The 14,010-nt window shown below is 56.1% G+C and carries 10 protein-coding genes; 5 read left to right on the top strand and 5 right to left on the bottom strand.

Features of this window, described 5'->3' with window-relative positions; genetic code table 11:
- Positions 1 to 88: 88 nt before the first annotated feature.
- Complete coding sequence (locus EE896_RS03395) at positions 89 to 1,153, top strand: LacI family DNA-binding transcriptional regulator (RefSeq protein ID WP_003848500.1); 1,065 nt, start codon at positions 89 to 91, stop codon at positions 1,151 to 1,153.
- A 41-nt stretch (positions 1,154 to 1,194) separates the two neighbouring features.
- On the opposite strand, the gene EE896_RS03390 is transcribed toward EE896_RS03395, so the two are convergent.
- Together EE896_RS03390 and EE896_RS03385 are read right to left on the bottom strand one after the other, a co-directional pair.
- The gene (locus EE896_RS03390) at positions 1,195 to 4,044 is read right to left on the bottom strand and encodes a bifunctional diguanylate cyclase/phosphodiesterase (protein WP_003848498.1); all 2,850 of its coding nucleotides are present in this window, start codon (positions 4,042 to 4,044) and stop codon (positions 1,195 to 1,197) included.
- Positions 4,045 to 4,316: 272 nt separating this feature from the next.
- Positions 4,317 to 4,928 carry a cupin domain-containing protein gene (locus tag EE896_RS03385; RefSeq protein WP_003848496.1) on the bottom strand — a complete coding sequence of 204 codons (612 nt, stop codon included), beginning with the start codon at positions 4,926 to 4,928 and terminating at the stop codon, positions 4,317 to 4,319.
- Between the two features lie 309 nt (positions 4,929 to 5,237).
- On the opposite strand from EE896_RS03385, the gene EE896_RS03380 reads away from it, so the two are divergent.
- Positions 5,238 to 5,720 (top strand): YlaC family protein, encoded by a 483-nt coding sequence (locus EE896_RS03380; RefSeq protein ID WP_003848494.1) that lies wholly within the window; start codon positions 5,238 to 5,240, stop codon positions 5,718 to 5,720.
- Here EE896_RS03380 and EE896_RS03375 read toward each other — a convergent pair.
- From EE896_RS03375 to EE896_RS03365, 3 genes are all read right to left on the bottom strand, one after another.
- Positions 5,717 to 7,120, bottom strand: a complete 1,404-nt coding sequence (locus EE896_RS03375; protein ID WP_105099908.1) for an aminotransferase-like domain-containing protein — start codon at positions 7,118 to 7,120, stop codon at positions 5,717 to 5,719. The two genes, EE896_RS03380 and EE896_RS03375, sit on opposite strands and share 4 nt — an antisense overlap.
- Positions 7,121 to 7,249: 129 nt before the next feature.
- Positions 7,250 to 9,394, bottom strand: a complete 2,145-nt coding sequence (locus tag EE896_RS03370; RefSeq protein WP_039659357.1) for a putative bifunctional diguanylate cyclase/phosphodiesterase — start codon at positions 9,392 to 9,394, stop codon at positions 7,250 to 7,252.
- 153 nt (positions 9,395 to 9,547) lie between these two features.
- On the bottom strand, positions 9,548 to 11,632 hold the full coding sequence (locus EE896_RS03365; protein ID WP_105099909.1) for a putative bifunctional diguanylate cyclase/phosphodiesterase: 2,085 nt from the start codon (positions 11,630 to 11,632) through the stop codon (positions 9,548 to 9,550).
- A gap of 543 nt (positions 11,633 to 12,175) precedes the next feature.
- Here EE896_RS03365 and EE896_RS03360 point away from each other — a divergent pair.
- The 3 genes from EE896_RS03360 to EE896_RS03350 are packed head-to-tail and all read left to right on the top strand — an operon-like array spanning position 12,176 to position 14,007.
- A complete protein-coding gene (locus tag EE896_RS03360) occupies positions 12,176 to 12,745 on the top strand; it encodes a spore coat protein U domain-containing protein (RefSeq protein WP_008925722.1) in 570 nt (189 codons plus the stop codon).
- A gap of 46 nt (positions 12,746 to 12,791) precedes the next feature.
- The gene (locus EE896_RS03355; RefSeq protein WP_008925723.1) at positions 12,792 to 13,283 is read left to right on the top strand and encodes a Csu type fimbrial protein; all 492 of its coding nucleotides are present in this window, start codon (positions 12,792 to 12,794) and stop codon (positions 13,281 to 13,283) included.
- 25 nt (positions 13,284 to 13,308) lie between these two features.
- On the top strand, positions 13,309 to 14,007 hold the full coding sequence (locus tag EE896_RS03350) for a fimbrial biogenesis chaperone (RefSeq protein WP_008925724.1): 699 nt from the start codon (positions 13,309 to 13,311) through the stop codon (positions 14,005 to 14,007).
- The last annotated feature ends 3 nt before the right edge of the window (positions 14,008 to 14,010 follow it).

Below are 14,010 nucleotides of genomic sequence, written 5' to 3'. Positions count from 1 at the left end.
GACAGAAATGGGCACTGAAACGCTTATCTGACGCGATTCAGCAGCCTATGAAAAATTTTTCATTAGCAGATTTGAAGGCGATCACAGAATGAAACAAAGGCTGAAAGTGGGTGAAATTGCGGCACTGAGCGGCGTCTCGATCAGTACGGTGTCGCGCGTACTGGCGGGTAAAGCCAATACCCGGCCCGCCACCCGCGATAAAGTGCTCGCCGTGGCGCAGCAGCAGGGCGTGCTGACTAACCTGCATAGCGGTCGCCTGCTGCTGAATAACCTGATGGTCTTTGCCCCGCCCCGCGCCTTCGATGTGCGAAGTGATATTTTTTATTACAAGGTCATTCAGGGGATCAGTCAGGCGGTGGAGCCGCATGAAGTGCGGCTGCGCTACTGCCCCCTGGAAGAGGTGGAAAGTGATGCGGCATTGTTTATCGATAAGATGCAGCAGACCGAAGCGGCGCTGCTGATTGGCATTGATGATGAGCATATTCATCAGCTGGCGGCAGAGATGAACAAACCCTGCGTGCTGATTAACGCCCGCGATCGTCGTATGCGCCTGCCCTCGGTCTCGCCGCATCATCAGCTGATCGGAGAGTTTTCAGCGCGTTATCTGTTTGAGCAGGGACACCGGCAAATTCTCTCGCTGCACTGCCTGCGCCGCTACACCATGGAGCAGCGACTTCAGGGTGTCCGGGACGCCTGGCACGCCATGAACCTGCGCTTTGACAGTCGTCAGCATCTGCTGACCCTCAACAGTTTCAGCAGCAATGAGGCAGCGGAACGGCTGGGTGAATATCTGCGCCATTGTCCTGATGCGCTCCGCCCTACGGCGATTCTCGCCAGCGGCGATTACATTGCAGCAGGTGCCGTCACGGCCCTGGAGCAGGCTGGTTTACGGGTACCGCAGGATATTTCGGTGATGAGCATGGATGGGTTTAACCTGGCCGCTATCCACGATATTCCGCTGACCTCGGTGCAGGTGCCGCGTGATGAGCTGGGTGCGGCGGCAGTGAGAATGCTGCAGGAGATGCGGCTGAATCCCGGTACGCCGACCGGCAGTCTGCTACTGAATGGCAGGCTGGTGGTGCGTGAGTCGGTGCGACGCATCCGCGATAATCTCAGCCATGCGCCGGTCCAGCAGCATGGCCTTTATGATTGATCCAGCATTGATTATCCCAGCGTCGACTCATTCCGCGCGGGTTAACCCAGCGTTTTCAGCCGCAGTTCCGATGGCTGAGGCCGTCCAAACAGGAAGCCCTGGAACAGCGTACAGCCTTCGTCGCGCAGCTTAGCAAACTGCTCATCGCTCTCTACCCCTTCAGCGGTGATCTGGATATCCAGACTGCGGCTCATGCCGGTGATGGCGCGGATAATCGCCAGCGCCTCGCGACTGTCGCCCATATCGTTGATGAACGATTTGTCGATTTTAATTTTGTCGAACGGGAAAGAGCGCAGATAACTCAGCGACGAATAGCCGGTGCCGAAATCATCCAGCGCAATCTGTACGCCCAGCGCCTTGAGATTTTGCAGCGTCCGGATGTTTCCCAGTGAGTCATCCAGCAGCACCGATTCGGTAATCTCGACTTCCAGTCGCGCCGGATCGAGCCCCGACTCCTTCAGCGCACCTTCCACCACCGGCACCAGCGAGCTGTTTTTGAATTGCAGCGGAGAGAGGTTGACCGAAACCGACTGCTCCCCTTCCCAGCTCGCCGCTTCACGACAGGCTTCATAGAGTGCAAACGCCCCCAGCATATGAATCAGGCCGGTCTCTTCTGCAATCGGGATGAAGTCATTAGGCATGATCAAGCCACGAATCGGATGATGCCAGCGCATCAGCGCCTCGTAGCCAATAATGGTGTGATGATCGCCGTTGGTGATGGGCTGATAGTAGAGTCGAAGGTGCCCGCCGCTGATCGCATCACGCAGATCGTTTTCAATCAGGCGCCGACTGCGCGCCACATCATCCATCTCCAGCGTAAAGTGTTCATAACGATTGCGGCCATTGCGCTTGGCTTCATACAGCGCCATGTCAGCACAGCGCAGCAGCTGCTCCGGCGTGTTAGTGATGGTGGTGCTAAGCGCAATGCCCACGCTTAGCCCCACAGACAGATTATGGCCTTCAATGTTAACCGGTGGACGAATCGCCTCGATCAGGCGCTGAGCTACTGCGCTCGCCTCATCATTACCGGCGACGTGAGGCAGCACGATGGCGAACTCATCGCCACCAATACGCGCCAGCGTATCCTGATCACGCAGCGCGTTGCGCAGACGCTTAGCCACGCTGCGCAACAGCTCATCGCCAATCTGGTGACCCAGCGCATCGTTCACATTTTTAAAGTTATCAAGGTCAAGGCAGAGCGCAGCAGTCTGGCGTTGCATCTGTCCAGCGGTGCGTAAGGCTTCGCTCAGACGCTGGCGGAACAAAATGCGGTTAGGCAGGCTGGTCAGATTGTCATGATGCGCCATATGGTGAATTCGGGCATCGGCTGCGCGCTGGTCGGTGACATCTTCTACTAGCAGCATTAAGTAGTTACGACGTGCATCCTGACCATTAATCGCGGTCGCGCGGGTATGCAGGATACGCTCGCCGCTGGCGGTCATCAGCAGTTGCTCACGCTCATGCATGCCCTCACTGCGCAGCGCAACATCGGCCAGATTATTGAAGTAGTCACTGAGTTCAGGGGACATGCATTCGTGCGGACGCTTGTTGACGATCAGTGATTTCGACAGGCCAAACAGCTGCTGAGTGCGGTCGTTAACCAGCAGAATTTCACGTGTGATCGCATCTTCCACAATCACGCAGGAGGGGATGTTGGCGATGATGTTATCAAGGAATTTGGACAGCGCGGTTTTCTGAGTGCTCTGAGCTTCAGCCAGATCGCGGGCGCGCAGGATCTGCTGCTCCTGCTCACGGCGTTCGGTGCGATCACGCGTGATTTTGGCGAAACCGACCAGCTTACCGTCATCATCGTGGATGGCGTCGATCACCACATGCGCCCAGAAAGCGCTGCCATCTTTGCGGTAACGCCAGCCCTCATCTTCAAAGCGGCCAGTTTTGAGCGCGATACCGAGGTTGGCTTCCGGCGTCCGGTTCAGCCGCTCATGGGAACTGTAGAACAGTGAGAAGTGCTGACCGACCACTTCTTCTGCCTTATATCCTTTGGCGCGCTCGGCACCGGCATTCCAGTTCACCACCACGCCGTCGACGTCGAGCATATAGATGGCGTAATCAGTGACGCCCTCTACCAGCAGACGGAAACGCTGCTCCTGCTCCCGCTGCTCACTGCGAATGCGCTGCTGTTCGGTGCAGTCACGGGTGATTTTGGCGTAGCCCAGCAATTGGCCCTGATCGTCGCGGATCGTGTCGATCACGACATGCGCCCAGAAGGCGCTGCCATCTTTGCGATAACGCCAGCCCTCATCTTCAAAACGGCCGGTGCGATACGCGGTTTGCAGGTTCTGCTCCGGGACATGGTCCAGCCGATCCTGCGCGCTGTAAAAGCGGGAGAAATGCTGACCGACGATCTCTTCTGCCACATAGCCTTTGGCCCGCTGTGCACCCGCGTTCCAGTTCACCACGTTGCCGTCATGATCGAGCATGTAGATGGCGTAATCGGTGACGCCTTCCACCAGCAGACGGAAGCGCGACTCCTGCTCCCGCTCTTTGTGTTGCTGCTCCTGCTGCCGGGTACAGTCACGGCAGATAGCGGCGAATCCGACCAGCCGGGCTACTTCATTGCGGATCGGATAGATCACCACATGCGCCCAGAAGGTGCTGCCATCTTTACGACAGCGCCAGCCTTCGGTTTCAAACCGTCCGGCGTTCGCCGCAATATCGAGTTCACGCTGCAGCTGACCGCGACGACGATCCTCTTCGTTGTAAAACAGGGTGGCGTGCTGACCAATAATTTCGTCTGGCCTGTAACCCAGGACGTGCAGGCCTCCGCCGTTCCAGCTGGCGACGGTTCCGTCCGGTTTAAGCATGGTGATCGCATAATCGATCACGCTTTGTACCAGCATGCGATAGATGACATCAGAGTTATTATCCATTGTTATTTGCCTGCTGCTCGATAGCCGGGTAGTGGCTTAGGAATGTTCTTAATAAACTGGCCGAGACTAAAGCGGAAAAGGTCTGCAAACACAAGCGCATTAAGAAGAATAACTAATATTAGCAGGTGATATATCGGCAGCGGCGGACAAATATTCAATGGAATGACAACAGGATTAGGCCCATGTCATTAACGTTTAAAAGAGATTTCAGGCCAGAAAAGCAAAGCGCGAGCCGTGCTCGCGCTTAACCATTTCACGACGGACGCAGGTCTCTACAGGTCCATCTGTTGCTGTAAATGCATGGCGGCAATCGGCTGCCAGATCTCCGTCAATGCGCCCTCTTTACCGGTGAAAGGGTCCTGCGTCGGCAGTGGCACTTTTTTTACCTGTTCCTGGGCCATTTTCAGCTTAGCCGGTTCATCACGCAGCGTCTCCGGCGACATGCCGTGCGGATAGGCACCAATCACCATGAAGTCGTCGCTGGCGCTGACCTGACGATGGCCGACGCCTGCCGGAATCAGCACCGCATCACCGGCGCGCAGCGTCACCATCCGGCCACTGTCGCCGCCAAACAGTACTTCTGCCCAGCCCTCCGCCACGCCCAGCAATTCATGGGTGTTGGGATGAAAGTGGGTGTAGGGAAAAATCGGATAGCGCCAGGCGGGTGGCCAGCCGTTCTCTTCAAAAGTTTTCTCAAACCACGTCGCGATTTCCTCATCTTCCGGCACCACGCGCGGCCAGATAATCAGAGGTAACGGGTTATTCGGGACGCCACCCGACGGGATGCCAAGCATAAGATGCTGAGGATTATCAGAAGCCCCTGCCGAGAAAGTGCCTGCGGCAAAGGACATCATTAACATCAGGCTGGAGGATGAGGCACACATACAGGTTCTCCGGTTTTTTATTAAGTGTGGCAAACCCGCGGCACAATGCAATGTGCGCCAGACAACACATTTTGGATAATTGACTGATATTGCTGCCTAAAGCCAAATGTGTCGTTAACAATAGGGCAAGAGTGTGCATGGGTGGCAGAGGGTAGCGGTTTTTACTGCGGCAAAGTGTTGCAAAATGTCAGGTGGGAGGATGGCCAACAACTGTTTTATCAACTGTTATATAAAAAATGCACGAATCTGTTTCTGATATGCTTGACTGTTATCTGTTGTAATAGCTAACAGATGACAGTGAGGTAACAAATGGACGCTATTAAACAAATCCTGATTGACGAGATCGCTACGCTTAATCGCGAAGAACGTCGCGACAATTTGCCGCGCTTTAGCCTCTCGTTTCTGAAAAAACACCCCGGCCTCTGGGCAGTCATGTATCTCTGCTACGGCCTGTGCGTGGCGCTGATTTTCTCTACCGAGATGCTCGGCTGGCCCGCATTCTGGTTTGCCACCGCATTTGTGCTGGTCATGAGTGTTCTGATGCTGCTGGATATCAATCCGAAATATCGCTTTGAAGATATTGATGCACTCGATCTGCGCGTCTGCTACAACGGCGAGTGGTATTACATTCAGCCCGTGCGCGAGCAGGCTATCTCTCGCATTCTGTCGCTGCCTGAAGCACCGGAACGGGTGAAGACAGGCATCCAGCGTCTGCTGACGCAAAAAGGGGAAGTGGACTTCTATGATGTCTACTACCTGACCTGGGGTCACCAGGAAGCGGCGCAGGTTTAATCTGCCAGCGGCTTCGCCATCAATTGACCCAGCGTTTCTATTGCCGCCTCGGCCCGGCTATCCCACGGCCAGGCGGTATTCAGCCGAAAACAGTGGCTGAACTGCTCTCCTGCCGAAAATAACTGCCCCGGTGCAATGCTGATCCCCTTCGCCAGCGCCTGCTGATAGAGCCGGGTCGTATTAATATGGTCCGGCAGTGTCACCCAAAGAAAATAGCCCCCGCGCCCTTCACTGACCGTTGACTGCGGTGGCAGTACTTTCAGTAATGCCTGGCGCACCATTTGCTGTCGTTTCGCCAGAATCTGTCGCAGCCGCTTAAGATGGGTGTCGTAACGCCGCGTAGCGAGGAAATCGGCCAGCGCCAGCTGCATTGGCGCGCTGGTAGAAAGCGTGCTCATCAGCTGAAGCCGCTGAATGCGCTGCGCATGTTGCCCTGCCGCAACCCAGCCAACGCGAAATCCTGCCACCAGCGACTTTGAAAACGAGCCGCAATGCAGCACGTTCCCCTGACGATCCCAGGCTTTAGCCGGCAGCGGCGCAACATCACCCGCCCAGAGTTCGGCATAGACATCATCTTCAATCATCGGCACCTGATAACGCGCCAGCAGCTCGACCAGCTCTTGTTTACGCTCCGGGGTTAAGGTCACGCTGAGCGGATTTTGTAGCGTCGTCATCAGCCAGCAGGCTTTCACCGGCCAGCGCTGCAGGGCCTCCTCCAGTTGGGCAAGGTCGATGCCCTGCTTTGCATCGACCGGAATCGCCAGCGCCTTGAGTTTGAGCCGTTCAATCGCCTGCAGCGCACCATAAAAACCCGGATGCTCAATTATCACGTAATCGCCCGGCTCGGTCAGGGACTGCAGGCTGAGATTGAGTGCCTCCAGTGCCCCGCTGGTGATGACAATTTCATCCGGCGACAGCGTAATGCCCTGGCGCGCATAGCGCTGGGCCAGCAGCTGTCGCAGCGTGGCGTTGCCAGGCGGCAGATTGTGCAGCGCATCCGTTGGGGTGAGATGATGAGAGACGTTTGCCAGCGAGCGCATGAGCTGGCGCTGCGGAAACAGAGCGGGATCAGGGAAAGCAGAACCAAACGGCACGATGGCGGGATCGCGCGTGGCCTGCAATACATCAAACACAAAGTCGTTGATATCAACCTGTTCGCTGATCGCCACGCTCAGCGGTGCGGGCGCCAGGGCACGCGGTGCCACGTAGTAACCTGACTGAGGACGAGAAACGATCCAGCCCTGGCTTTCCAGCAACTCATAGGCATGCAACACGGTCATCAGGCTGACACCCTGCTGCGCAACCTGCTGACGCAACGAAGGTAAACGGGTGCCTGGCAGCCAGATGCCGGCCTCTATTTGCTGCTGAATCTCATCCATCAATCGCTGGTATTTCGCCACGGGTCGCCTCTCCCTGTTTTACCGTGAATAATCTGGCCGCGAGACTTTACCACGGCAGGCGATCAATGACAGGCGGTGCGAATCGCTTATCGTCTCAATTCACGCAGATGCTACGCTGTGTCAGGTGTGTCAGATCGCAGCAACCTGCGGTGTCAGCAGCGGTTCAGCTTCACTCATCTGGCGGATATCCGTAACGACCTCTTCGTCTTCTGCTACCACAAAGTTAGCCAGCTCCGGCACCTGTTCCGCGGGAACCGGCCTGCCCAGCAGGAAGCCCTGCAGCGTATTGCAACCCAGGCCGGTCAGAAAGGCCTGCTGTTCAGCGGTTTCAACGCCCTCGGCCACCACTTTCAGTTGCAGTGACTGCGCCAGTGCCACAATCGCCGACACGATGGTGGCATCTTCCGGCTGATGCTGGAGTTCATTCACAAAGGCCCGATCGATCTTAAGTTCGCTGGCCGGTAGCCTTTTCAGGTAGAGCAGGCTGGAGTAGCCGGTGCCAAAGTCATCAATCGAGGCTTTCACCCCAAGCTGAGTCAGCTCGGTGAGAATACGCACACTCTCATCGGGATCGCGCATCGCGGTGGTTTCCGTCACCTCCAGCGTCAACAGTTCGGCCGGAATCTGATGTTTTGCCAGCGCATCTACCACTGTCTCTACCAGATTCGATTGCTCAAACTGCAGCGCCGACAGGTTCACCGCCACTGACCAGTCCGTATGGCCCTGCAAATGCCACTGGCGCAACTGGCGACACGCTTCATTAATCACCCAATTGCCGATGTTGACAATCATCCCGGTTTTTTCCGCCATTGGCAGAAATTTGTCAGGCGATAACAGACCCCGCTTTGGATGTTCCCAGCGCAGCAGCGCTTCGAAACCAAGAAGCGGGCCGCGTGGCGCGCAATATTTTGGCTGATAGAACAGGCGCAGCTCATTGTTATCCAGCGCCTGCCAGAGATCATTGTTCAGCTGAAGCTGGCTCTGCGCCTGAATGTTCATTGAGGGCTGAAAAAAGGTGTAACCATTGCGGCCATTATTTTTGGTGTGATACATCGCCGCATCGGCGTTGAACATCAGTTCACGCTCATCCTCGCCATCGCCAGGATAGACGGCGATGCCGAGGCTCAGCGAGACCACCAGCTCATAGCGTGAGATATCAAACGGACGGTCCACCGCTTTCACCAGTTTATCGGCAATGGCCGCTGCATCGTTGGGATCGTCGATCTCCACCAGCAGCACAAACTCATCACCGCCGAGTCGCGCCAGCGTGTAATAGCCAGCCATCTGCTGGCTCATACGCTCGGTCACACCCACCAGCAGACGGTCGCCAATGTGATGCCCGAACGCGTCGTTAACCGCCTTAAATCCGTCCAGATCCATAAACATCAGGGCAAACAGCGTCTGCTCACGATTGGCTTTGTTGATCGCCTGTTCCAGTCGATCTTCCAGCAGAATGCGGTTTGGCAGGCGAGTCAGATTGTCGTGCAGCGCCAGCTGTGCCAGCTCGCGGTTCGCTTCAGCCAGTGAGCTGGCGAGAATGGAGGTGCGCGCCTGCATCCGCGCATCCAGCATCGAGACCAGCAGAGTAATCCCCAGGATTGAGATAGTGACTACCGTGACCAGAATCGCCAGCCAGTTACTGTTAACGCCCTGCCCCATCGAATGGCTGTGAGCGGGAAACTCTGCCGCCATCATGCCGGTGTAGTGCATGCCCGCAATCGCACAGCCCATCACTACGGATGCGCCAATACGCAGCAGGGTCACCCGGCCAGTCTGACCTTCACGCAGGTTAAATGCCAGCCACAGCGCTGCGCCAGAAGCGGCGAGCGCGATCACCACCGAAAGGCCTATCCAGCCCCACCGCCAGACAATACCCGGCGAGAACATCAGGGCTGCCATCCCGGTATAGTGCATCGCCACGACGCCGCTGCCGAGAATCAGTGCGCCGCCCGCCAGGCGCGGCAGGGGCAAATCGCCACTGCAGACCAGCCACAGGGCAAATATCGATGCGCAGACCGCGATGGCAGCGGAGAAGGCGGTCAGCCCGGCGTTGTAGCTCATCACCATCTCCATGTTCATCGACAACATGCCAATGAAGTGCATCGCCCAGATGCCGATGCCCATGGAGAAACCGCCGCCAAACAGCCAGACCAGCGCGACTTTGCCCGTGGAGTGCACCACCCGTCCCGCCATATCTAAGGCGGTAAACGAAGCCAGCATCGCGACAAGAACGGAGACGATGACGATAAAAGAGTCGTATGAGGTTGCTAACATAGTGCGTTCCCGCGAAAAGCCGTGCTTGTGTTTAGGTAAGGGATTTTTAAAACTTCTTTTCTTAATTATCGGCACTGCCCGGCGGTTAATGAGCCGCGAACCCTGCATCTTTCCACTCACTCTGAGTGCTGAAATCTATCGTCAGCTTCAGCGTCAGACGGATGCTGATGCCAGAGGCGGTCGCAGTCCGGGAAAACGAAACGCCTCTATGCGATCCGCTGGCGTCGGCTTGCCCAGCAGATATCCCTGCAGCGCATCAAAGCCCAGGCTGGTGAGCAGGTGCTGCTGCTCTTCTGTCTCAACCCCTTCCGCCACCATGCGCAGGTTAAGACTCTGCGCCAGGGTCAGCATGGCGCTGACCACGGTCGCATCTTCACTGCCGGGTCGCAGGCAGTTAATAAAGCTGCGATCGATTTTGAGTTCGCTGGCATCCAGATCTTTCAGATGCAGCAGGTTGGCATAGCCGATGCCAAAATTATCAATGGCCACACTGACGCCCGCCTGCTGCAGTTCACGAATACGTTGCTGGCTGAAGAGGGGATCACGCATGGCAATCGCTTCCGTGATTTCCAGCATCAGTGCGCTGCCTGACAACTGGTAACGCGCCAGCGTCTGCATCAGCGTGTGGAGTAAATCACGCTGGTGAAACTGCAACGCGGAGAGATTGACCGAGACCGTCCAGTCGCTGTTGCCCTGGTTATGCCAGATTTTCAGCTGACGGCAGGCCTCATCAATCACCCAGTTGCCCAGTGCAACGATCTGGCCGGTTTTTTCGGCGCGCGGCAGAAACAGCTCAGGCGTCAGCAACCCGCGTTGCGGATGCTGCCAGCGCAGCAGTGCTTCAAATCCCATTAGCCGTGTGCCGCCGGAACGGAATTTGGGCTGATAAAAGAGTCGCATCTGTTGCCGATCGATCGCCTCCCACAGATCGTTTGCCAGCGCCAGCTGATGCTGCGTTGCATCACTCATCGCCGGCTCAAACAGGCACCAGCCGTTACGTCCGCTGTGTTTAGTGTGGTACATCGCCGAGTCGGCATTGAATAACAGCTCCTGCCGGTTACGACCGTGCAGCGGGAATATCGCAATGCCCGCACTGAGGGAAACGTGTAACACATAGCGATCCAGTTCAAACGGCGTACTGATCACTTTGACCAGTTTTTGCGCCAGCTGACGGGCTGGAGTGACATCGCATGCCTCCGCCATCAGTACAAATTCATCGCCTCCCAGACGCACCAGCAGCATCGTGTTGCTGAGCTGGCTACGCAGCCGTTCCGACACAGCCACCAGCAACCGATCACCGACGTGGTGTCCCCAGGTGTCATTGACCGCTTTGAACCCATCAAGATCCATGTAGATCACGGCAAAGCGATTTTCGTTGAGCATAGCCTGTTTAATCGCCAGATCGAGCTGCTGCTCCAGCATGGCCCGATTGGGTAGCGCGGTCAGATTGTCATGCATCGCCAGCTGACGCAGTTCCTGGTTAGCGTGTCTGAGTCGGGTCGCCAGTCGCGCGGCACGCAGTTGGGCATCCAGCATGGAACTCAGCAGCGTAATGCCCAGAATAATCAGCGTAATGAGCGTTACCCAAACCGCCAGTCCTGGATTGCTCACACCACCCGGCTGCATCATACTGCTCTCGCTGAATCGGGCTGCCGACATGCCGACATAATGCATACCAGCAATGGCCATCCCCATCACCAGTGAGGCCAGTCCCCGCATCAGCAGCAGATGATGGTCGCCCTGGCGCAGATGAAACGCCAGCCACAGCGCCACGCCCGAAGCAACAAACGCAATGATCACGGAGAGCGCCACCCGCAGCACATTCCACTCAGGTCGCGGCTCAATCAGCAGCGCATACATGCCGAGGTAGTGCATCACGACAATCCCTGAACTCAGGATCAGTGTGCCGCGCAGTAACCGATAACGGGTGAGATGCAGGCCGCCTACTGTCTGGCCAAAAGCAAACATTGACGCCATGATCGCCACAAGCAGCGAGAGTATCGTCAGCCGCGTGTCATAGCGCATCGTCATCGGCATCATCATCGCCAGCATACCAATGAAATGCATTGCCCAGACGCCAATCCCCATCGCAGTTCCGCCTGCCAGCAACCAGAATCGGGCGCTCCAGCCACGGGATACCGCCACCCTTCCGGCAGTATCCAGCGCTGTAAATGAGGCAATAAACGCGACGATCAGCGAAACGCAGATCAAAACGCTATCCCAGGTGACAAGCAACATGTGCAGCTCCTCACCACCCGCTGAGAAACGGGTGCTGTGTAAAGTCAGAAAGTGATTCAAAAAACACCCGTTGGGTGAAAGTCATTAAATTTCGGTTTTTTGTTATCCCGGAGGCCCGGTAAAGCGCGCCCCCAGACGCAGGGCATTTTAAACCTGCATCTTATTTCCCGCCTGCTGAGACAGCCGGTAAATCGTTATTATGTCTGATTGGTAAAGGAACATATCACCGAAGCGGAAAGCATGCCAGAGACCGAAAAAACAAAGAGTTTTCTTTTTCTTTCTTGCTTTTATGCCTTGCTGTTACTGGGTTATCGGCCACTTAGGCCATTTGATTAATGAAAAATAACTGGCAGGGCTTCGCGTAACGCTTTAACTGATCTATAGTAAGTAAAACTAATATAAATCATCATTCTTAAGTCTAAGATTTCCCTCAGGACAGTGGCACTAACCGCCTTGTAATTTTTATTTCATCATTTTGAGTTGAATCGTTAATAAACACCGGGTGAAAAAGCACTGACTCTCGATAATCCGTAAGGAAATATTATGAAACTCAAGCTTTTTCTGTGTGCCGCTGCAGGATTAACTGTCGCAATGACACCCTTAACCCAGGCGGCAACGACCTCGGGAACCATCAATGCCACGTTAACGCTGACCACGGGTTGCCTGGTAAACGGTCAGTCAGCTACGGCGGGCGTTAACTTCGGTACCCTGAATTTTGGTAGCAGTGCAGCGACCTTCGACACCCTGAACGCCACGCTGGTCGGTGCGGCGGGTAACGGTATTTTTGTCCGCTGTACCACGGGTCAGGACTATAACGTGGTGGTGACCAGCAGCAATACTGCGCCAGCGACCATTTATGGCACCGCCTCTGCATCACCACGTTATCTGGTTCTGGGATCGGATAATGCACAGGGCATCGCCTATACCCTCTACAGTGACGCCTCTTTTACCACGGCTATCGCCAACAATACGCCAATCGCCGCCAGTGGAACCACGGACCCAACACTGGGCACCAACTACGCCATTTATGGCCGGGTTGTTGGCGGCGGTTTTAATCCCCTGATTCCTGCCGGAACTTATACCGATACGATTAACGTTGCCGTGAACTATTAACGACTGTCGCAGGTAGATAAGGGTGGTTCTCTGGCGATCCAGCCTGATGATCGCATGCGGTCTGCCTCTGCTGATAAGGTGTTTCAGCGCCTGGGGTCTGCCCACCAGCACCTTTCAGGTCACGGCTTCTGTCGTGGCAGGCTGCGTAATATCCGGAACCAATACCGGTGTTTTCGGCACACTTAACTTTGGCACACAGTCTGGCGTGGCGGCCACTCCCGCCAGCGCCAGCTTTGTGCAGAGTACCTCGATAAATCTTGCCTGCACGCCGGGCACCACGCTGAGCATGAGCATTAATCAGGGCGCCAATTTCACGACCACCCGCAACCTGAAACTGCCCAACTTCAGCAATACCGTTCCCTATACGCTCTTTAGTAATGCCAGCCGCACCACGGTGATCCCGGTCAATCAGGCGGTGCCGCTGAGCTATAGCAATGCCAATAACATTACGCTGCCGATCTATGGCCAGCTGCAACTGCCCGGCACTGCGCGCGCCGGCGTTTATACCGATACGCTGACCGTCACCCTGAGCTGGTGAGGTGATAGAAAACAAGGATACGATCATGAAGCCACTGCGCGCCCTGCTGTTGCTGTTAAGTTCTCCCCTATTCCATGCAGCCTTTGCTGCTAACTCTGTGATGATATGGCCTATCGATCCCGCCATTAATCCTGAAGAGAAAGCCAGCGAACTCTGGCTGGAGAATCGCGGTAACACGACCACGATGATGCAGATCCGTGTTTTCAGCTGGCAGCAAATCAATGGACAGGAACAGTACCAGACCCAGCAGCGGGTGGTCGCCAGCCCGCCAATGGTGCGAATGGAGCCAGGACAAAAACAGCTGGTCAGACTGATTAAACAGACGCCGCCTGCGGCCGGTAAAGAGCAGGCTTATCGGGTGGTGCTGGATGAGATTCCCACGCCGCGCAATCCTGGCGAGAATCAGGCCGGACTGACCTTTCAGATGCGCTACTCAGTGCCGTTGTTCGTGTATGGCACCGGGCTCTCCACCGACAGTGCCCGTCCGGCTCTGCGCTGGCAACAGATTAGCGAGGGAGGCAAGCGCTGGCTGCAGCTGACCAACAGCGGCAATGGCCATGCCCGACTGAGCAATGTGACTATCGGCGGTCGCAAACTGGGCGACGGTTTATATGGCTATGTGCTCGCGGACAGCACATATCGCTGGCCACTCACCACGCCGGTCAGCGGCGAACTCACTGCAGAGGTCAACAAGAGCCCGTGGCGCAGCGCTGCCCAGAAATAAGCG

Source organism: Pantoea eucalypti, assembly GCF_009646115.1.
Taxonomy (GTDB): domain Bacteria; phylum Pseudomonadota; class Gammaproteobacteria; order Enterobacterales; family Enterobacteriaceae; genus Pantoea; species Pantoea eucalypti.
The sequence above is the reverse complement of the archived record's forward strand: the minus strand, read 5'-3'. Positions and strand labels throughout refer to the sequence as shown.

Bases quoted from the DNA above. Each gene is read 5' to 3' on its own strand.
- EE896_RS03370 (WP_039659357.1), bottom strand. From the start codon at position 9,394: ATGTTAGCAACCTCATACGACTCTTTTATCGTCATCGTCTCCGTTCTT.
- EE896_RS03355 (WP_008925723.1), top strand. From the start codon at position 12,792: ATGATCGCATGCGGTCTGCCTCTGCTGATAAGGTGTTTCAGCGCCTGG.
- EE896_RS03360 (WP_008925722.1), top strand. From the start codon at position 12,176: ATGAAACTCAAGCTTTTTCTGTGTGCCGCTGCAGGATTAACTGTCGCA.
- EE896_RS03390 (WP_003848498.1), bottom strand. From the start codon at position 4,044: ATGGATAATAACTCTGATGTCATCTATCGCATGCTGGTACAAAGCGTG.
- EE896_RS03385 (WP_003848496.1), bottom strand. From the start codon at position 4,928: ATGTGTGCCTCATCCTCCAGCCTGATGTTAATGATGTCCTTTGCCGCA.
- EE896_RS03395 (WP_003848500.1), top strand. From the start codon at position 89: ATGAAACAAAGGCTGAAAGTGGGTGAAATTGCGGCACTGAGCGGCGTC.
- EE896_RS03380 (WP_003848494.1), top strand. From the start codon at position 5,238: ATGGACGCTATTAAACAAATCCTGATTGACGAGATCGCTACGCTTAAT.
- EE896_RS03350 (WP_008925724.1), top strand. From the start codon at position 13,309: ATGAAGCCACTGCGCGCCCTGCTGTTGCTGTTAAGTTCTCCCCTATTC.
- EE896_RS03365 (WP_105099909.1), bottom strand. From the start codon at position 11,632: ATGTTGCTTGTCACCTGGGATAGCGTTTTGATCTGCGTTTCGCTGATC.